This window comes from Azoarcus sp. L1K30, assembly GCF_018122735.1.
Classification (GTDB): Bacteria; Pseudomonadota; Gammaproteobacteria; order Burkholderiales; family Rhodocyclaceae; genus Parazoarcus.
The window spans coordinates 364,008-381,661 of the sequence record NZ_JAGRRD010000001.1 but is presented as its reverse complement, the minus strand read 5'-3'; the positions used below and the strand labels follow the sequence as shown (position 1 = coordinate 381,661).

General features: G+C 64.3%; 18 protein-coding genes. 10 read left to right on the top strand and 8 right to left on the bottom strand.

The window, feature by feature from the left end; translation table 11 throughout:
• Positions 1 to 5: 5 nt before the first annotated feature.
• Positions 6 to 491: a peptidylprolyl isomerase gene (locus J5J83_RS01760; protein WP_212344535.1), complete on the bottom strand. Its 486-nt coding sequence runs from the start codon at positions 489 to 491 to the stop codon at positions 6 to 8.
• A gap of 1 nt (position 492) precedes the next feature.
• Entirely contained in the window at positions 493 to 963 is a 471-nt protein-coding gene (locus tag J5J83_RS01755) for a peroxiredoxin (RefSeq protein ID WP_212344532.1), read from the bottom strand.
• A gap of 255 nt (positions 964 to 1,218) precedes the next feature.
• On the opposite strand from J5J83_RS01755, the gene lexA reads away from it, so the two are divergent.
• From lexA to J5J83_RS01740, 3 genes are all read left to right on the top strand, one after another.
• Positions 1,219 to 1,827 carry a transcriptional repressor LexA gene (lexA, locus tag J5J83_RS01750; protein ID WP_212344528.1) on the top strand — a complete coding sequence of 203 codons (609 nt, stop codon included), beginning with the start codon at positions 1,219 to 1,221 and terminating at the stop codon, positions 1,825 to 1,827.
• A gap of 82 nt (positions 1,828 to 1,909) precedes the next feature.
• The gene (gene imuA / locus J5J83_RS01745) at positions 1,910 to 2,539 is read left to right on the top strand and encodes a translesion DNA synthesis-associated protein ImuA (RefSeq protein WP_212344527.1); all 630 of its coding nucleotides are present in this window, start codon (positions 1,910 to 1,912) and stop codon (positions 2,537 to 2,539) included.
• A 170-nt stretch (positions 2,540 to 2,709) separates the two neighbouring features.
• Positions 2,710 to 4,116 (top strand): DNA polymerase Y family protein, encoded by a 1,407-nt coding sequence (locus J5J83_RS01740; RefSeq protein ID WP_349251852.1) that lies wholly within the window; start codon positions 2,710 to 2,712, stop codon positions 4,114 to 4,116.
• Positions 4,117 to 4,157: 41 nt separating this feature from the next.
• Here the strand turns inward: J5J83_RS01740 and J5J83_RS01735 are convergent, their stop codons facing one another.
• Together J5J83_RS01735 and J5J83_RS01730 are read right to left on the bottom strand one after the other, a co-directional pair.
• Positions 4,158 to 4,451, bottom strand: a complete 294-nt coding sequence (locus J5J83_RS01735) for a 4a-hydroxytetrahydrobiopterin dehydratase (RefSeq protein WP_212344526.1) — start codon at positions 4,449 to 4,451, stop codon at positions 4,158 to 4,160.
• Positions 4,452 to 4,465: 14 nt separating this feature from the next.
• Positions 4,466 to 8,089, bottom strand: a complete 3,624-nt coding sequence (locus J5J83_RS01730) for a DUF748 domain-containing protein (protein WP_212344525.1) — start codon at positions 8,087 to 8,089, stop codon at positions 4,466 to 4,468.
• Positions 8,090 to 8,232: 143 nt separating this feature from the next.
• Here J5J83_RS01730 and J5J83_RS01725 point away from each other — a divergent pair, with 143 nt between their 5' ends.
• Positions 8,233 to 9,441, top strand: coding sequence for an NAD(P)/FAD-dependent oxidoreductase (locus J5J83_RS01725; RefSeq protein WP_212344523.1), 1,209 nt, complete (start codon positions 8,233 to 8,235; stop codon positions 9,439 to 9,441).
• Positions 9,442 to 9,513: 72 nt separating this feature from the next.
• A complete protein-coding gene (locus J5J83_RS01720; RefSeq protein WP_212344521.1) occupies positions 9,514 to 10,338 on the top strand; it encodes a UDP-2,3-diacylglucosamine diphosphatase in 825 nt (274 codons plus the stop codon).
• A gap of 9 nt (positions 10,339 to 10,347) precedes the next feature.
• On the opposite strand, the gene J5J83_RS01715 is transcribed toward J5J83_RS01720, so the two are convergent.
• Positions 10,348 to 11,568 (bottom strand): MFS transporter, encoded by a 1,221-nt coding sequence (locus J5J83_RS01715; protein WP_212344519.1) that lies wholly within the window; start codon positions 11,566 to 11,568, stop codon positions 10,348 to 10,350.
• A gap of 82 nt (positions 11,569 to 11,650) precedes the next feature.
• Here J5J83_RS01715 and J5J83_RS01710 point away from each other — a divergent pair, with 82 nt between their 5' ends.
• From J5J83_RS01710 to J5J83_RS01690, 5 genes are read left to right on the top strand one after another with little or no spacing between them, the layout of a single operon-like run.
• On the top strand, positions 11,651 to 12,193 hold the full coding sequence (locus J5J83_RS01710) for a hemerythrin domain-containing protein (protein WP_349251851.1): 543 nt from the start codon (positions 11,651 to 11,653) through the stop codon (positions 12,191 to 12,193).
• Positions 12,190 to 12,411: a DUF2249 domain-containing protein gene (locus J5J83_RS01705; RefSeq protein ID WP_212344516.1), complete on the top strand. Its 222-nt coding sequence runs from the start codon at positions 12,190 to 12,192 to the stop codon at positions 12,409 to 12,411. The genes J5J83_RS01710 and J5J83_RS01705 overlap by 4 nt, the downstream gene beginning before the upstream one ends.
• Positions 12,408 to 13,703, top strand: a complete 1,296-nt coding sequence (locus J5J83_RS01700; RefSeq protein ID WP_212344514.1) for a hypothetical protein — start codon at positions 12,408 to 12,410, stop codon at positions 13,701 to 13,703. Before J5J83_RS01705 ends, J5J83_RS01700 begins: the two co-directional genes overlap by 4 nt.
• Positions 13,704 to 13,753: 50 nt before the next feature.
• Positions 13,754 to 14,146, top strand: a complete 393-nt coding sequence (locus tag J5J83_RS01695; RefSeq protein WP_212344512.1) for a VanZ family protein — start codon at positions 13,754 to 13,756, stop codon at positions 14,144 to 14,146.
• A 60-nt stretch (positions 14,147 to 14,206) separates the two neighbouring features.
• Positions 14,207 to 16,174, top strand: a complete 1,968-nt coding sequence (locus J5J83_RS01690) for a U32 family peptidase (RefSeq protein WP_212344509.1) — start codon at positions 14,207 to 14,209, stop codon at positions 16,172 to 16,174.
• Here J5J83_RS01690 and J5J83_RS01685 read toward each other — a convergent pair.
• The 3 genes from J5J83_RS01685 to J5J83_RS01675 all read right to left on the bottom strand — a co-directional run bounded on the left by J5J83_RS01685 (position 16,168) and on the right by J5J83_RS01675 (position 17,461).
• Positions 16,168 to 16,368: a SlyX family protein gene (locus J5J83_RS01685; protein ID WP_212344506.1), complete on the bottom strand. Its 201-nt coding sequence runs from the start codon at positions 16,366 to 16,368 to the stop codon at positions 16,168 to 16,170. The genes J5J83_RS01690 and J5J83_RS01685 overlap by 7 nt on opposite strands.
• 87 nt (positions 16,369 to 16,455) lie before the next feature.
• Positions 16,456 to 16,722 (bottom strand): hypothetical protein, encoded by a 267-nt coding sequence (locus tag J5J83_RS01680; protein WP_212344503.1) that lies wholly within the window; start codon positions 16,720 to 16,722, stop codon positions 16,456 to 16,458.
• A 4-nt stretch (positions 16,723 to 16,726) separates the two neighbouring features.
• Entirely contained in the window at positions 16,727 to 17,461 is a 735-nt protein-coding gene (locus J5J83_RS01675) for a dinitrogenase iron-molybdenum cofactor biosynthesis protein (RefSeq protein ID WP_212344500.1), read from the bottom strand.
• Positions 17,462 to 17,654 lie beyond the last annotated feature (193 nt).

Sequence of the window (17,654 nt, the reverse complement as noted above, 5' to 3'; positions counted from 1 at the left end):
GGCGATCAGTGATGATGTCCGCCTGCACCATGGACGTGTCCATGGGAGATTTCCTCTGCAGTACCGGCGCGCACCTCCGCCACCGTCACGTCGAAAATCAGCGCAATGCCGGCCAGCGGATGATTACCATCGACCACCACCTTGCCTTCGGCAATGTCGGTAATGCGGTAGATGATCTCTTCCTCGCCGTCGTCGCTCACGCGTTCGAACGACATCCCCACCTCGATGTTGTCGGGAAACAGCTTGGCATCCTCGACCAACACCAGCTCTTCATCGTAGTCACCGAAAGCGTCTTCCGGCTGCAGCTTGATCTTGAAGTTCTCGCCCAGCTTCTTGCCGTGCAGCGCTTCTTCGAGCATCGGGAAGATGCCGTCGTAACCGCCATGAAGATAAACCAGCGGATGCTGACCATCGTCGATCACCGCACCGTCGGGGTCGGTCACGGTGTACTTCAGGGTGACGACGCTGTTCTTTGCAATTTCCGTTTGCATGCTATGTATCCAGTTCCTTGACCAGTTTGAGTACCGCAGCCACATGGCCGCGGGGCGTGACATCACGGAGCACGTGACGGATGACACCCTCCTTGTCGATGATGAAGGTTGTCCGCGCCACGCCCATCTTCTTTACCCCGTCGACTTCTCTTGCCTGCCACACATCGTAGAGGCGGGCCACGTCCATATCCGTATCCGACAGCAGCCGGACCGCCAGTCCGTGCGCGTCCCGAAACTCGGCATGCGTAAGACAGTCGTCGGGACTGACACCCACGACAATGCAGTCACAGCGGGCAAACTCGTCTTCGTGGTCACTGAAGTCGGCAGCCTGCAGCGTACAGCCGGGGGTGTTGTCACGCGGGTAAAAGTAGAGAATCACGCGCTGCCTGCCGCGTGCGGACAGGAGATCGAATGTCTCCATGTCTGCATCCGGCAAACAGAAAGCGGGGGCGATGTCTCCGCTCTGCAGCATTGATTCTCCCTGACGTGCTCGGGATTCTAGCGGAGTGGCGGTGCGAACTCTACCGGACTGTGATCGGGGCTCGACAAGCATGACATCGCTCCTTTCTGGTTATGGCACGCCAGGCAACGAAAATACGTTCCTGAATCATCAATAGCCCAGTCCGGCGCCATGCTCAAGACGCAGTGCGTCATTCGCTGTTTGCTGATAAAGATTTGCAGGCCCCGATTTACTGTTTAAAATTACAGCCGACATCAGGAGATGGACATGAATACCCGCAGCGAAAACCTCACTGCACGCCAGCAGGAGATCCTCGACTTCATCCGCCAGACGGTGGAAAGCGAGGGGCGTCCGCCTACCCGGCTCGAAGTATGCACCGCATTCGGCTTTCGCTCGCCCAATGCAGCAGAGTCGCATCTGCGCGCACTGGCGGCCAAGGGCGCCATCCTGCTCGAAGAAGGCCGGGCACGCGGCATCCGACTGGCCCAGGCGCTGGGCCTGCCGCTGGTCGGCAGGGTTGCGGCAGGCAGCCCGATTCTTGCCGCTGAGCATGTCGAGCAGCATTTCCAGCTCGATCCCGCACTGTTTTCCCCGCGCGCGGATTACCTGCTGCGGGTACGCGGCATGAGCATGCGCGATGCCGGCATTCTCGACGGCGACCTGATCGCCGTGCATCGCGCAGGCGAGGCACGCAATGGTCAGATCGTGGTCGCCCGCATCGATGACGAAGTCACCGTCAAGACCCTGCAGCGCAAGGGCCGCCATGTGGAACTGCTGCCAGCCAACCCGGACTTCGCCCCCATCGTGGTCGACCCGCAACGCAACCATCTCGTCATCGAAGGCATCATGGTCGGCCTGATCCGCAAGGACCACTGAGCCGGGCGACCGGCACAGCCGAGCTGTCCGCCCTTGCCCGCCTCCGGCCCGCCACTCCATCCGCCACACTCCATCCGCCATCATGAGCGCCGCATCCGCCCTTGCCACCCTGCCTGCCGGACTGGTCTGGCATGGACGGCAGCTGGCGGGCCAGGGCGGCCCCATCCTGCCAACCGGCCATGCTGCGCTCGATGCGCAGTTGCCCGGTGGCGGCTGGCCCGGTGCGGCCATCACCGAACTGCTGGTCGACCAGCCCGGAGTGGGTGAGCTGTCGCTGCTGCTACCCTTGCTGCGGCGTGCCGAGGCAGGACGCTGGCAGGTCTGGATCGGCCCACCACAACACCCCTATGCGCCAGCCCTGCAGGCCGCAGGTGTCGATCTGGAAAGCCTGCTGCTGATCAATCCGCCCACCCCCGACGAGGCACTGTGGGCCACGCGTCAGGCACTGGGTTCGGCCACGTGCAGCATGGTGCTGGCGTGGCTGCCGCATGTCGACGTGGCGGGGCTGCGGCGCTTGCAGCTGGCGGCGGAATCCGGCGCGACACCACTCTTCCTGTTCCGCCCATGCGCCAGCGCACGCCAGCCCTCGCCGGCTCCGCTACGGCTGGCCCTGTCGCCCCAGCACGGCGCCCTGCGCATCGATCTGCTCAAGCGCCGGGGGCCGCTGGCACACGCGCCAGTGCTGCTGTCACTGCACGACGACAGTCTCTGAGCGGACGGGCTGCGCATCATGCTGTGGCTGGCACTGGTTTTTCCCGGATTACCCTTGCAGCTTCACCTGCGTGGGCAGGCCGCGCCGGAACTGATCGCCATCACCGAAAGCCGCCCCCGCCCCCACGTCTGTCTCTTATTCCCTTCTGACGCTTCCGACGGAGACGCTACGTGGGTTCTCTGTCGTGTACGGCTCCTCTCAGAAAAACAATCTATATACGCCCCCACGTCATCGCCGTCGCCCCCGCCGCCGCCGCCCGTGGCATACAGGCCGGACAAAGCGTGACCAGCGCGTTGGCCATGGTGCCCGAACTCAATCTGGTGCCACGCACACCCGACAAGGAAGCCGCCCTGCTGCAGGATGTGGCGGCCTGGGCAGGCGCCTTCAGCGCCCGCGTCTGTCTCGACCCGCCCGACGGCATCGTGCTGGAAGTCGCCTCCTGCCTGCGCCTGTTCGGCGGTCTCGATGCGCTCAGGCACGCACTGCTCGAAGGCCTGCAACGCCAAGGTCTCACCCCCGCCATCGCCGATGCCCCCACGCCATTGGCCGCACGCTGGTTTGCGCGCGAAGCGGGGCGCAATCCCGCCGCGGCCTGTACCAAGCCGCCCGCCGCCTGGCAGCAGCGCCTCGATGCCTTGCCGCTGAGCGCCCTGGCCGACCGCGGGAACATCGGCCAGACCCAGCTCGACTTGTTGAGCGGCCTCGGCCTGCGCACACTGGGTGAGGTCCGTGCCCTGCCCGCCGCCGGACTCGCCCGTCGTCAGGCCACAGCCGTCATCGACGCCCTCGCCCGCGCCTATGGCGAAGAACACGACCTGCGTGAAGCCTACCTCCCGCCGCCCAGCTACAGCAGCCACATCAGCCTTGCGCTCGCGACCACCAGCACCGAACCGCTGCTGTTCGCCGCCCGTCGCCTGTTTGCCGGGCTGGCGAGCTGGCTTGCCGCCCGCCATGCCGGCATTGACCACTGCCAGCTCCTACTGCTGCATGAACGCCGTCCGGCCTCGACCCTCGACATTCTCACCGGCACCCCCAGCCGCGACGAGGCCCGATTCAATCTGCTCGCGCGCGAACGCCTTGCCGCACTGAAACTGCCCGCGCCGGTCGATGGCCTCGAGCTGATCGCCAACGCCCCGCGCGCGCTCGCGGCAAGATCGGATGACCTCTTCGGCGACGCGGCGACCGCACGCGAGAATGCCTTGCTGCTACTCGAGCGGCTGCGGGCGAGACTGGGGGATGATGGCGTGAGACAGATCGCGCCGAAGCCGGACTGGCGCCCGGAACGGGCCTGGCACGGCAGCGCGCCGAATACCGCGAACAAGGCCGCACGGGTATCGGCAAGGGCTCGGGTCGATACCCAGCGGCCGCTATGGCTGCTCGATGCGCCCCAACGCATCGACGATCCGCGCCAGATCAAGCTGCTGCGCGGTCCTGAACGCATCGAACAAGGCTGGTGGGATGGTCACGACGTGCGTCGCGACTACTATCTGGCACGTCACGCCAACGGCGCACTGTGGTGGGTATACCGCAAGCTCGATTCGCCCCGCGACTGGTATCTGCAAGGCTATTTCGGCTGAATCGCCAGGCCCGGCCCGCCGCCGGACCAAGGCCTCCGCCCTCAGCGCTGCCCTGAGGCGACGCCATCCATGAAGGTAGCCAGCGCCACATCCTTCCGGCTCAGGCCACCGACATCATGCGTACTGAGCACGACCTTCACACGGTTATAGACGTTGAACCATTCCGGATGGTGGTCCAGCTTCTCGGCCTGCAGCGCGACCCTGCTCATGAAGCCGAAGGCCGCATTGAAATCGGCGAACCTGAACTCGCGCTCGATCGCATCCCGCCCGTCCACCATCGTCCACGCCGGCAATCCGGCCAACGCCATCGCCCGCTCCGCATCGTCCAGTTTCATCGCAGCCTCCGCACTTACCGCAGGGAAAACAGCACCAGTCGTCCCGACGCCACCTTGTCGGCCTTGGGCTTGACCATGAAGACGCGTTCGGCCGGAACCTGTCCATTCGTCACCAGCCACTCACGCACTACCTGCGCACGCTGCTGGGCCAGGGCCTGGACATCCTCGTCATCGACCTTGATCGTGGGCAGCAACAGCGCTTCCATCTCTGCGACCGGCAAGGTCTTGGCAATACCGAAAAAGTTGCGCGGCTTCTCGATGTCGGTCTCGTCGTACAAGGCTTTCAACAGCACCGGGTATTCGTCCTCGGCAATCCCGATCTCCGCCAGCGGTGGCGGCGACTCGCCACGCTTGAGCATGGCCTTGAGTTTGACCGCGCGCAATTTGTCGAGCAGCTTCTCGTGGCGAATCCCCTCCACGTCCGTCGCCGCATCGGCCTGGCCAACGATATCCAGGCGCAAGCCCTCACGTTCGACCATCGCCTTCGCCAAAGTGGTCAGCTTCTCGATCTGCGCCGGGCCGGGCTGCGCCACACCGGGATCGAACTCGATCCGGGACAGGTTCTCGCCCCCGCTGACGACCGACCCCAGCAGCGCGAAGGGCGAGGTGATGGCCTTGCCGATGAGATTGAACAGCGCACGCACCACCAAGCCACCAACGCTGAAGTCGGGGTCGTCCATGGTGCCGCTCACCGGCAGATCGAGGTTGATCTCGCCGCGACTGTTCTTGAGCAGCGACACCGCAAGCTGTATCGGCAGCTTGACCGCATCCGGACTGTCAACGGCCTCGCCAAACGTCAGCTGATCGAGAAAGATATTGTTCGTCGCCGACAGCTTGCGCGCCTCGATCCTGTAGTTCACCTGCGCCGACAGCTTGCCGCGCTCGATACCATAGCCGACGTACTTGCCCGAATACCCGGACAGGCCCGTCAGTTCGAAATCCTTGACCGACGCACCGATGTTCAGATACTGGTCCTGGCGAAAGGGGTTCAGTTCGCCACTGATCGATACCGGGGCAGACTTGTCGACCTTGCCTTGCAACTTGAGTTTCGCGATCGTCTTCGGATCGGAGGACAGTCCGCTCAGCTCCCCACTCATCCCGGTGAGGTTCGCGTCGTAGTTGGGACGCACGAAGCGGTCGCTGAAAGCGATGTTACCCCCCTTGACGCTGATCCGGCCGATCTTGATCGGCGCTGCCGCTCGCTGCGCCTGGCCATCTGCAAGCGCGGCTTCCGCCTTCGCCCGCTCGGATGCAGCCGCCTCGGCTTCGGGCTGCAGTTCGCGCAGATTCAGCTTGCCCTGCGCACTCAGGATCAGCCGGGTGTAGAAGTCGCTCAGCGCGACATCGCGAATGCTCAGCGCGAAGGGCGACAGGTGCAGGTCGACGTCATTCAGATTGAGCGCGCGCCATCGCACGAAATCGGTCGAATTCAGGCGATCGACCGAGGAGAAGTCGGCCACCCCGAGATCGCCACTGAAGCGTCCCTCGAGGCCTCCGTCACGGGCCGAGGCCAGCACCAGCTTTCCCTTCGTGCTCAGGCTGCCTCGCGAGATGGCGATCTTGGTCTCTTCGAGCACATAGGGCTGCAGCGGCAGCAGGTCGACATCATCTACTTCAAGCGCGAGTGCGGTCTTGAGCGGATCCAGAGACAGGCTACCCGCGGCACCGATCTTGCCGCGCTCGTTGATACGGCTTTTCAGGTCGAGTTTGAGCGTCGTACCTTTCGCGGACGAGAAATCCTCCACCTTGAGCATGATGCCATCGGCCTGCAGCACGACCGGCTTGCCGGCACTGCGATCCTCCACACGGACGGAGGCGCCATCGAGACCGAGCTTGCCCACGGTAACAATCCAGGGCTTGTCGCCCTGGGGCTTGGCCGACGATGATCCTCCGGCCTTTGCACCCAGCGCCATCAGATCGAAATCGCCATTACGCTGACGGATGGTCGACACTGCCGCGCGCTTGAGCTCGAGCTCGCCGATGCTCACCTTGCGCGCGCCTGACTGCACTTGCGCATTGCGGATATTGAGCTCGGGCACCTTCACCGCGGCCCCCTTTTCGCCCTTGAGGCCGAACACGAAATCCTTCAGCGTCAGCGCCTCGGCATTGAGCTCAACCTGCGGCTCGTCGCCCTTCAATGCCACCTTGTAGCGCAACGCGCCATCGATGCGGCCGCCCCGCACCTCGCCATTGGGCAGCACCGCAGCTAGGTATGGCGCGTAGCGCGCCGGCAGCAGCTGCTCTACCGTCACGCTGCCGTCGAGTTCGAAGGGCACCAGCCGCAGACTGTCCTGATGCACGAGCTTCTCGCCGGCCTCGCTGACGTAGTCGAGCCGGATTTCCGCGGGCATGTCACCGGTAGTAGACAGATCGCGCAGATCGAGATTGATCGCGTCGATGCGGGTCTTGAATGGCCCCGCAACGGTGCGATCCTCGAAACGGAGCACGCCATCGCGAATGCGCGCCGAAGCGAGCAGAAAGTCTATCTGTCCAGGCTGCGCAGCGGCCGTCGCGGGCGGCGTCCCGGCAGGTGTGTCTGCCACCTTCTTCGCCACCTTGGCCGTGCCAGCCGCCTTCTTTGCCTGCACCTTCTTCGACGGCTGAGGAAGCATCTGCATGAGATTGATGCCGCCATCGGCCAGACGTACCAGATCGACTTCGGGCTGCATCAGGCGCAACTTGCTGAACTGGTAGCGATTCACCAGCGGCTGCACATCCGCCAGCTCGATACCGAACTCGGCAGCGCTCAAGGCCGGCTGCCCCGCCTTGTCCTGGATGAGCAGTTGATCAATCTGCACCTGACCACTCAACGCCACGACCGGCGAAGCATCCACCGGCTGCCGAAAGCTCAGCTGCAGATCGGCACCGAGCACGCCCGAAGGCAGCTTGAATGCGGGTTCGAACGGGAGATAGGCCATCCACGGCGACAGTTCGAAGTGCTTCAGCGTCAGGTCTACAACCGTCTCGCGTTCATCGCTGAAAGGCTTGCTGCGGCCACTGATGCCGAGCGGCTGTCCATTGAGCATGGCCGACAGCGCAGGTTCGACGAACACGTCCACCTTGACCGGAAGATTTGAGACGAAAGGCACGCCGACCTGGATGTCAGTAAGTTCGTTGCGCAGACCGGTGACCTTGTCGTCGACGGTAACCCGGCTGTTGCTGACCTGAATGTTGCCCACCGAAAAATGCATTTCGCCTTCGCGCTCGGGCTGCTCGTCAAGACGTTCGAGGACGTCCGACCAGTTGTGCCGACCCTCGGGCAGCCTTACCACCGCAAGCTGCAGACCGTCGACCGCGAACGAATGCAGCACCGGTCCGCCGCGTATGATGGATTCGAGCTCGAAATTGGCATCCACGCGCGCTACCGACAGATCGGGCTGCTGGCCGTCGGCGGACATCACCCTGACACCGCGCACCTCGGTGGCAAGCGTGAAGGGGTTGAACATGACGCCGTCGATCGCGACCTCACGCCCCAGCATCTCTCCCCCGATCTTGATCGCATAATGCCGCGCCACCGGCGGCACCACGCCGAATCCGATCGCGGCCACGGCCAGCAGGACACCCACCCCCCACTTCGCCGGCCGAAGCAGGCGCTGCAGACGGGGTTGCGGAATCGGGCCGGGGGTTGAATCAGACATTCACATGCTCCACTTGCTGGAAAACCGCTCTCAATTCAATCAACACACTTCTGGCCGGAAAATTCCCAGCCAGAAGCCTTCAGGTTTGCCGCGGGTCGCCGCCGGGCGTATTCTGCGCCGCTTTCAATGCAACGGGCACCATTGTGGCAGAGCAACGCTTCGACCTCGTAGTCATCGGCGCCGGTGCGGCAGGCATGATGTGCGCAGCCACCGCCGGACAGCGCGGACGCCGCGTGCTGCTGCTCGACCACGCCACCAAACTTGCCGAAAAGATCCGCATCTCCGGCGGCGGCCGCTGCAACTTCACCAATCGCCGCGTTACCGCCGAACACTTCCTGTGCCGCAACCCGCATTTCGTCCGTTCCGCGCTTTCACGCTACACGGCGCGCGATTTTATAGACCTTGTCGAACGCCATGGGATTTCTTATCACGAGCGTGACTGGGGACAACTGTTTTGTGACGATTCCGCGCAACAGATCATCGACATGCTGCGCGCCGAATGTGAGGAAGGCGCCGTGCGGTGGGGCATGCCGGCAACCGTGCACTCGATCGAAGCCACGGACGGCGAACATGATCGCTTCAGCATTGCCACCAGCTTGGGCCAATTCTACGCCCACAGCCTGGTGATCGCGACCGGCGGACTGTCCATCCCCAAGATCGGCGCCAGTCCGTTTGGCTACCACATCGCGGAACAGTTCGGCATATCGGTCATCCCGCCCCGCCCGGCGCTGGTGCCGCTCACGCTGCCGCCAGAAACGTTGTCCCGCCTCGCGCCGCTCGCGGGCGCCTCATTCGAGGTCGAGGCCTCCTGCCGCGGCCCGGCCTTTCGCGAAGCTGCGCTGATCACCCATCGCGGCTTGTCGGGCCCGTCCATCCTGCAGGCCTCCAGCTACTGGCAGGCGCAGGCCTATGACCAGGCCGACTGGGCACCGGTCAGTCTCAACCTGTTGCCCGGCATCGACGCGGAATCATGGTTGCTGGCTCACGCTGGCGAGCGCGGGCTGCTCGCCAACCTGCTGTCTGCCCACCTGCCACGGCGTTTTGCCCACGCGCTGTGCGCGCTGCAAGGGTGGGAAGGTCCGGTCAACACCTTCCGCCATACCGACTTGCGGCAGATCGCCGCCACCCTGGCCGATTGGCAGCTCGTGCCTTCTGGCACCCAGGGCTATGCCAAAGCTGAGGTGACGCTTGGCGGCGTCGATACCCATGCGCTGTCGTCGAAAACCATGGAGGCGCGCGCGGTGCCGGGCCTGTATTTCGTGGGCGAAGTCATGGACGTCACCGGTCACCTTGGCGGCTACAACTTCCAGTGGGCCTGGTCGTCCGGCTACGCCGCGGGTCAGCACGCCTGAGCAGGCGCATTTTCATCGCCCTGTCACACGCTTGCGCCAAGCTGGGCGGCGCCCTTTCGCCCCAGACTGCCCATGCAGGAAAAACAGCTTCGCTCGATCTTCCTATCGGACATCCACCTCGGCACACGCGGCTGCCAGGCAGAGCGTCTGCTCGACTTCCTGCGCTACCACGAGTCCGAGAACCTGTTCCTGATCGGCGACATCGTCGACTTCTGGTCGATGAGCCGCAGCATCCACTGGACGCGTACGCAGAATACCGTGGTGCAGAAGGTGCTGCGACGCGCGCGCAAAGGCACGCGGGTGATTTTCATCCCCGGCAACCATGACGAAGCCCTGCGCGAATACATCGGCATCACCTTCGGCGACATCCAGCTCGAAAACGACTGGATCCACGAAACCGCCGACGGACGCCGCTTCCTGTTACTGCACGGCGACGAATATGATCAGGTCACGCGCCATCATCGCTGGGTCGCCGTGCTCGGCGATGTCGCCTACAACGCCCTCGTGCGCATCAATGGCGGGCTGTCGCGCATCCGTCGGCGTCTGGGCATCTCCGGCTACTGGTCGCTGGCCGGCTACGCCAAGCGAAAGGTGAAGACTGCGGTCAGCTTCATCTTCGATTTCGAGGATTCGGTGATGCATGGCGCACGCGAACGCGGCGTCGATGGCGTGATCTGCGGCCATATCCACTGGGCCACGATCCGCGAGTCCGATGATCTGACCTACGTGAACTGCGGCGACTGGGTCGACAGTTGCACCGCCATCGTCGAGCATCTCGATGGCCGCCTCGAGTTGATCCACTGGCGCGGGGAACACCATGCCGTCACGGCGCTGCCTGCGCCAAAAGCGGAGCAGACGGCAAGTACCACCACGCAGCCTGAAGGGCTCGCCTCCTGACGCCTGCGCTCATGGTCTGGTGCCGCGCTTCCATGGCAGCAGCGGCAGATAGGCAAGCACCTGCACCGCGATCAGCCCGCCAAAGGCGATCGACAGGGAGGCAGGCATCGTCCGCCCCGCGCCCTGCAGCGCGTCGAGCGCCAGTCCCAGCCCCCACTGCACGGCAAAAGCGCCGGCGAAGGCCATCAGGTTGATCGACGTCGACACGCGGGCAAAGACCTGCCGAGGAAAATTCGCTGCCGTCGCCAGGTAGGTCTGTGCATTCACCGAGGACAGGACGCCGAGCAGGAACCACAGCAGCAGCAGCGGCCCCAGGTCGAACAGGATGCATAATTGCACCACGAGCATCCCTGCATAGCCGAATTGCAGCAGGTTGAGCGGACGCACGCCATTGTGGGCCAGGCGGGCACCAAGCACGCCGATCGACAATTGTCCGCAGAGCATGCCGACATTGAGCGCAACCAGATAGGCAGCCGCCTGCGCCAGCGTCAGACCACTCACATGCATCATCCACGGCACCGCCCACAGACTCTGCATCGCCATGAAACCACCGGTAAAGAACATCGACGAAGCGGCAAAGCGCAGAAAGGCCGGCGCCGGAAAGATGCGCGCGGCCGAGCGCAGTGCGGCCCCGATGCTCTCGCCGCCGGCATGGCTGGCCTCGTCGGGCAGGGACATGAAGATCCATGCCGAAATCGTCAGCGCCAGCCCGGCGATGATCCAGAACACGCCGCGCCACCCCATCAACGGCAGCAGTGCCTCGACCGGGGCGCTCGCGGTCAGGGCGCCAAGTGCCCCCGCGGCCATGATGTATCCGGTCATCGAGCTCTGACGCTCGACCGGGTACCACATCGCGAAGCCCTTCAAGGCGCCCATCAGGCAGGCCGACACGCCGACGCCGATCAGCGCCCGCGCACCGCCCAGTGCGGCCAGCGAATCGCCCACGGCAAAGGCCACGGCGCCAAGTGCGGTGAGCAGCATCAGTCCGCCTTCCACCCGTCGTGGCCCGAAGCGGTCGAGCGCGATGCCGACCGGAATCTGCGCCAGGCCGAACGAGAGAAAATAGGTACTGGTCAACAGTCCGAGGTCGGCCGCCGACAGACCCAGCTCCCCGCTCAGGGCGGGCGAGATGACCGCATTCACGGTACGCAGCAGATAGGAGAGGTAATAGCCCAGCGCGAAAGGCAGGAAGATCCGCCCCCAGCTGCCCGGGGCATGCGCAGCACTCATTTCAGCACCCCGACAATCAAGGCAAAGGCGGCATTCTGCCTGCATTAGGCGTGCAGCGGGCCGCTTTGTGGCGGAGGTCGTCATGGGCGTCTTGACCCGCATCAAGGTGGTACCGGCATCGATGCGGAAAATCGACTCCATTGCCGAAGGAGCCCCGATGAGCACACTCTCCACCCTGATGACCGACGATCACCGCGCCTGCGACCACCTCTTCGCCCGGGTCGAAACGCATGTTGCAGCGGGCGACTGGTCGGCCGCGAGAACCGCCATGCGAAACTTCGCCGATGCGCTCGAGCTGCATTTCAGGGCCGAAGAGACGCAGTTGTTTCCCCGCTTTGAGGCGGTAACCGGATTCAGTGCCGGGCCGACCGCGGTGATGCGGGCAGAGCACGCGGAAATGCGCACCTTCCTCGACGCCATGTCCGCCGCCATCGATGCCGGTGAAGCCGATGATTTTGGCGGCGAAGCCGAAACCTTGATGATCATGATCCAGCAGCACAACATGAAGGAAGAGAACATCCTCTACCCCATGTGCGACGATCGCCTTGCCCTCGAGCGCGATGCGCTCGCGGCCGCGCTCGACACCACGCTGCACGCGCGCGCCACGCATGGAGTGGCGGCATGAGCGCCCCCATCCTGGTGGACGCGCGCGGCCTGGAGCCTCCGGCCCCGTTCGAAATGGCCCTGGAAGCCGTGGCCGATCTCGGCGCGGGCGGATCGATACTGCTCCTGCTCGATCGCATGCCTCATCCGCTGTTTCGCATTCTCGAGCGCGACGGTTATGCCTACACACCGCAGATCCGGGCAGACGGCGCGGTCGAGGTGTTGATCGAACGTCGATGAGCGGCGCCAATCCCGGCCTCGGTTACGACGCCACGCCCCCCTTCAGCGCGCCGCTGAGGTTCTTCCTCACCGCGCCGCTGTTCGGCATTGCCGCAGGCTTGCTGCTGATTGTCGATGGCGGTCTGCTGGCATCGAGGTGGACACCGGGCACGCTCGCCCTGGTGCATCTGCTGGCGGTGGGCTTCCTGCTGCAGATCATGCTCGGCGCCCTGATCCAGATCCTGCCCGTGGTGGCAGGCATCACGCTGACCGCCCCGCTGCGTACTGCACGCCTCACGCATATCGGCCTCAATCTCGGCGCGATCGGACTGACGGCCGGATTCCAGTTCGGCCGCCCCTCGCTGCTGCTTGGCGGCGCGACCTTTCTCGGGCTCGGCGTGACCGGATTTCTATGCAGTGCGGCGTTGGCGGCGATCCGCGCGCCGAAAACACGCATGGCAAGCCACACCCCACGCGATCTGCGACTGGCGCTGGGCGGGCTCACGGTCGCACTGCTGCTGGGGCTGTCGCTGGTCCTCGAACTCGGGCTTGGACGCGGCGCGCCGCTGCCGCTTGCCGTCGCGGTCAATCTCCACGCTACCTGGGCCCTGCTGGACTGGGCAGGCCTGCTGCTGGCGGCCACGAGCTGGGTGGTGGTACCGATGTTCCAGATCACGCCGGCCTATCCGGCGCGCCTCACCCGCTACTGGGCCCCGACGGTGACCGTCCTGCTCGCGGCCTGGTCGGTCGCCCTCGTCGCGAACGTCACCACGCTGGCGGCCACGATGTCGGTGTGCCTGATCGGCGCCGCGACCGGCTTTGCCGTGATCACGCTGCGGCAGCAGGCGCGTTCGCGACGCAGCACGCCCGACGCCTCGTTTCGCGCGTTCCGCCTGGCCATGCTGGCACTCGCGGCCGGCGCCGCGCTGCTGGCCTTCCCCCACCCCTCCGACGCGGACCACTGGCCGGTGCTCGCAGGTATCCTGATCCTGCATGGCGGGTTCGGCGGCGCAACCAGTGCCATGCTGTACAAGATCGTGCCCTTCCTGGCCTGGCTTCATCTCACCCAGGCCGGCATCAAGGCCCCCAATGTCAAGAAGCTGCTCCCCGACGTGCGCGCCAGAACGCAACTCAGGGTCCATGCGGCGGCACTCGCGACCCTGCTCGCGGCAGGACTTGCGCCGCCTCTGGGACCCGTCGCCGGCATCATGCTGATCGTCGAGTTCGTCTTTTTGCAGCTCAATCTCGTTCATGTCGTGCGCAAGTGGCGCGCCCATCTTCCCCGGGCCGGACTGTCCGTCACACCCGCCTGATAGAATCCGGGCCTGACCAACCATCAGGCATCCGATTGCCTCCCGACACGATGCATCGTTCTTCGCGCCTTTATCGAGGGCTGTTCGCTCTCGCCCTGATCGGCGCCTTCTGGCTCGCCCTGCGCCCTGCCCCCGAGCTGATACAGATCGTCAGCTGGCAGGACAAGATCGAACATGCGGTGCTGTTCGCCGGGCTGATGGTGCTGGGCAGCCTGGGCTGGCGGGATCGTCTGTTTCGGCTGGCCATCGGTCTGCTGATCTATGGCGCCGCGATGGAAATCGCCCAGTCATTCACCACCTATCGCGTCGGCGACGTCTGGGACTGGCTTGCCGACGCCATCGGACTGCTCGCCGCAGGGCTCGCACTGCGCCTGTTTGCGTCGCTGCGCCCCCCGTCGGTGGCGCGGAATACAGACGGCGGGCAGGCAGAAAGGCGCGCCTGAGAAATCGCGAACCGGTATCATTACCGCCTTTCCGCTCAAGCGCTTGCCTCAACCACACCGATGAACACCCGCCATCATCTCGAACTCCTGTCCCCGGCCAAGAATGCCGATTTCGGCATCGAGGCCATCACCCACGGGGCAGATGCCGTCTATATCGGCGGACCGTCGTTCGGCGCGCGCGCAGCGGCGGAAAACACCGTCCAGGACATCGCACGTCTGGTCGCGCACGCTCACCGCTTTCACGCGCGCGTGTTCGTGGCGCTCAACACGATCCTGCGCGACGACGAACTCGAACCCGCACGCCAGCTCGTGTGGCAACTCCACGATGCCGGGGCCGACGCCCTGATCGTGCAGGACATGGGCCTGCTCGAACTCGACCTGCCGCCGATCCAGCTCCACGCCAGCACCCAGACGGACATCCGCAATGCCGCCAAGGCCCGCTTCCTGCAGGATGTCGGTTTTTCGCAGATCGTGCTCGCGCGCGAGCTGACGCTGGACGAAGTGAAGAAGATCGCCGCCGCCACCACGTGCCAGCTGGAATATTTCGTGCACGGCGCACTGTGCGTAGCCTTCAGCGGCCAGTGCTACATCAGCCACGCCCACACCGGACGCAGCGCCAACCGCGGTGAATGCTCGCAGGCCTGTCGTCTGCCCTACGACCTCGCCGACAAGGACGGCAAGATCATCGCGCGCGACCAGCACATGCTGTCGATGAAGGACAACAACCAGAGCGCCAACCTGCGCACCCTGGCTGCGGCCGGCGTGAGCTCGTTCAAGATCGAGGGCCGCTACAAGGACCTCTCCTACGTCAAGAACATCACCGCCCATTACCGGCAGTTGCTCGACGACATCATCGAACATCCCGATACCGACGGCCCGGCCTGGCAGCGGGCCTCGAGCGGACGCAGCACCTTCCTGTTCACGCCGCAGGCGGAGAAGACCTTCAATCGCGGCTACACCGACTACTTCACCAACAAGCGCCAGCACGGCATCGAAGCCTTCGAGTCGCCCAAGTTCGTCGGTGAAGCGATCGGCCGCGTCACCCGCATCGACAGCAAGACACACAAGTTCTTCGAGATCGAGCGTGTGGCACCAATCAATAACGGCGACGGCCTCACCTGGTACGACGCCAGGGGCGAGCTCACCGGCCTGCGCATCAACCGCGCCGAGCATGACGCCGCCGGCGAAGGCGTGGATCGCGTGTTTACCGCCGACGCCCTGCCGGCCGACCTGGTGCCGGGCACTTCGGTGTTCCGCAACCACGATCAGGCTTTCGAGCGTGCGCTGGAAAAGAAATCCGCCGATCGCCGCATCACGGTGGACGCACGCTTTTTCGCGACGTCCGATGGCTACGCGCTGACCCTGACCGACGAGGACGGCGTGACCGCGACGGCTGCCATCCAGGCAGCGCACGAAGCCGCACAGCACGCCGAACGCGCACGGAGCACGATCCGCGACCACATCGCGAAGCTTGGCAACACGATCTTCACGGCACAAGAAATCACGCTCGATGTCGCCGACGCGCCCTTCCTGCCAGCCTCGGCACTCAATGCGCTACGCCGCGACGCCGTCGAGCAGCTGGAAGCCGTGCGTCAGCGCGCCCACGTCCGCCCGCTGCGCGCGGCCCCTGTCGAGCCGCCAGTGCCGTTCCCGGAGGACTCGCTGAGTTATCTCGCCAACGTGCTCAACGAAAAAGCCCGCGACTTCTACGTCAGGCACGGGGTCAAGCTGATCGACGCTGCCTACGAAGCCAACGAAGAGCACGGCGAAGTGTCCGTGATGATCACCAAGCACTGCCTGCGCTACAGCTTCAACCTGTGCCCCAAGGAAGTGAAAGGCATTCGGCCCGACCCGATGACGCTGATCAACGGCAACGAAACACTCACCTTGCGCTTCGACTGCAAGCGCTGCGAGATGCATGTGATGGGTGAGCTCAAACCGCATGTCGCCAGGCTGCAGGCGCAGGTCGCCCCGCAGAAAATCAGCTTCCACCCAACGCGCCCCGGCGCCGGCTTCACCGCTCAATAGTGCGGTGGCACCTCGTCTTCGGGACTCAGGCGTCCGGGCGGCTGGGCGGACTGCAGTTGCTGAGCGAGTTGCCGCAGGTGCTGCTGCAGCAGATCGATCTGTTGCTGCTGGCGATACACCGTACGGTTGAGTTCGTCGAGCAGATCCTCGGCGAACATCAGTTTCGATTCGAGTCGTTCGATGCGCTCTTCCATGGGGTGGCCGCACACTGGCGGCAATAAATGGCTCCGGGGCGCGGATTTTACCCCGCCCCACTGGAAACAGGACGCACAGCCGGCATTTCAGCGCATCGTCGCCATCGCCTCGACCGCGGCGGTGAGCGCCGGCACGACCTCCGCCCCTTCGCTTTCGTCGAGCAGCTGAAGCGCATGGGCGAGCAAGGCATCGGCTTCGGCCGCTTGATTGCCCACCTTCAACTCGGCTGCAAAGCGGCCGATGCTGCCGGCGACGAGGCGCGTGATACGCCCGTTTTCACCCGCCACACGACTGGTGGAAACGGCGTTGGCGATCAGGTCGGAAACGATACGCTGATAGTCCTTGTCGGCCACGATCTCACTCCTCGACCAGCGCAGCGTTGTAGTTGCGCAGTCGCCGCTCGGCGCTGACACCGAGAATCTTCGCCAGCCATGGCGGAGGCGAGCCGTTCATCACGCCCTGGAATTCGGCCATGACCTCGACCGCAGGCCCGCCTTCGATACGCTTGATCGGATAGATATTGCCCTTGATCACCTTCGCCGCTGCGGGACCGCCGATCGAGACGACGTAGAGGACATGGCAGTCCGAAATCAACTGCACGCGAAAGCCATTCTTGTCCTCGGCGAAATCGGCCTCTAGCGCGTCGCGAATACCCACCAGGCGAATCTCCGTCGTCGACACCTGGTACACCAGATAGCGAATACAGGAACCGAAGTGTCCGTTCAATGCTTCGCCGCTATCGGAGGCCAATGCCACCCGCACCGATCCCGGCATGTCGCCGTCAACGTATTCCTGCACCGGCGGTAGCGGATCGCCCTCGGTATCGCCCCACAAGATGCGCACAGCGAGCTTCATCGCCTCCAGGCCAATGCCGATATCCTCTCCGTCTTCCTCCCCATCGGCGCTGGCAAAGGCGGTCTTGAGGTCCGTGACCGTAACCGTACGTAGTTCGTCGACATCAATCCGGTCGCTGCCAAGGCGATTGAGCAGCACATCGATCAGTTGTGCCAGGCTGATTCCGGGCATGGCCCGGGCTGCAAGGGCAACGCGCAGCGCGGCGTCGCGGGTAATGGGCAATGCGCTCTGTTGCATGGGGCAGGCTCCTCTTGGTCGGGGTTATCCTCCTTCCAGCAGATTGAGTGCCAGTTCTTCCAAATTCGAGAAATATCCGTATCCATATGATTATTCATGGATAAAAATTTACCTCGAAGAATGCATATGCATCCTTCTGTGTATGATTCTCGACAATTTCCCGTTCAAGGCGTCACGCCGTGACGCACTGCCC

Coding starts and splice junctions, on each gene's coding strand:
- J5J83_RS01760 (WP_212344535.1), bottom strand. CDS start 491: ATGCAAACGGAAATTGCAAAGAACAGCGTCGTCACCCTGAAGTACACC.
- J5J83_RS01755 (WP_212344532.1), bottom strand. CDS start 963: ATGCTGCAGAGCGGAGACATCGCCCCCGCTTTCTGTTTGCCGGATGCA.
- lexA (WP_212344528.1), top strand. CDS start 1,219: ATGAATACCCGCAGCGAAAACCTCACTGCACGCCAGCAGGAGATCCTC.
- imuA (WP_212344527.1), top strand. CDS start 1,910: ATGAGCGCCGCATCCGCCCTTGCCACCCTGCCTGCCGGACTGGTCTGG.
- J5J83_RS01735 (WP_212344526.1), bottom strand. CDS start 4,451: ATGAAACTGGACGATGCGGAGCGGGCGATGGCGTTGGCCGGATTGCCG.
- J5J83_RS01730 (WP_212344525.1), bottom strand. CDS start 8,089: ATGTCTGATTCAACCCCCGGCCCGATTCCGCAACCCCGTCTGCAGCGC.
- J5J83_RS01720 (WP_212344521.1), top strand. CDS start 9,514: ATGCAGGAAAAACAGCTTCGCTCGATCTTCCTATCGGACATCCACCTC.
- J5J83_RS01715 (WP_212344519.1), bottom strand. CDS start 11,568: ATGAGTGCTGCGCATGCCCCGGGCAGCTGGGGGCGGATCTTCCTGCCT.
- J5J83_RS01710 (WP_349251851.1), top strand. CDS start 11,651: ATGGGCGTCTTGACCCGCATCAAGGTGGTACCGGCATCGATGCGGAAA.
- J5J83_RS01705 (WP_212344516.1), top strand. CDS start 12,190: ATGAGCGCCCCCATCCTGGTGGACGCGCGCGGCCTGGAGCCTCCGGCC.
- J5J83_RS01700 (WP_212344514.1), top strand. CDS start 12,408: ATGAGCGGCGCCAATCCCGGCCTCGGTTACGACGCCACGCCCCCCTTC.
- J5J83_RS01695 (WP_212344512.1), top strand. CDS start 13,754: ATGCATCGTTCTTCGCGCCTTTATCGAGGGCTGTTCGCTCTCGCCCTG.
- J5J83_RS01690 (WP_212344509.1), top strand. CDS start 14,207: ATGAACACCCGCCATCATCTCGAACTCCTGTCCCCGGCCAAGAATGCC.
- J5J83_RS01685 (WP_212344506.1), bottom strand. CDS start 16,368: ATGGAAGAGCGCATCGAACGACTCGAATCGAAACTGATGTTCGCCGAG.
- J5J83_RS01675 (WP_212344500.1), bottom strand. CDS start 17,461: ATGCAACAGAGCGCATTGCCCATTACCCGCGACGCCGCGCTGCGCGTT.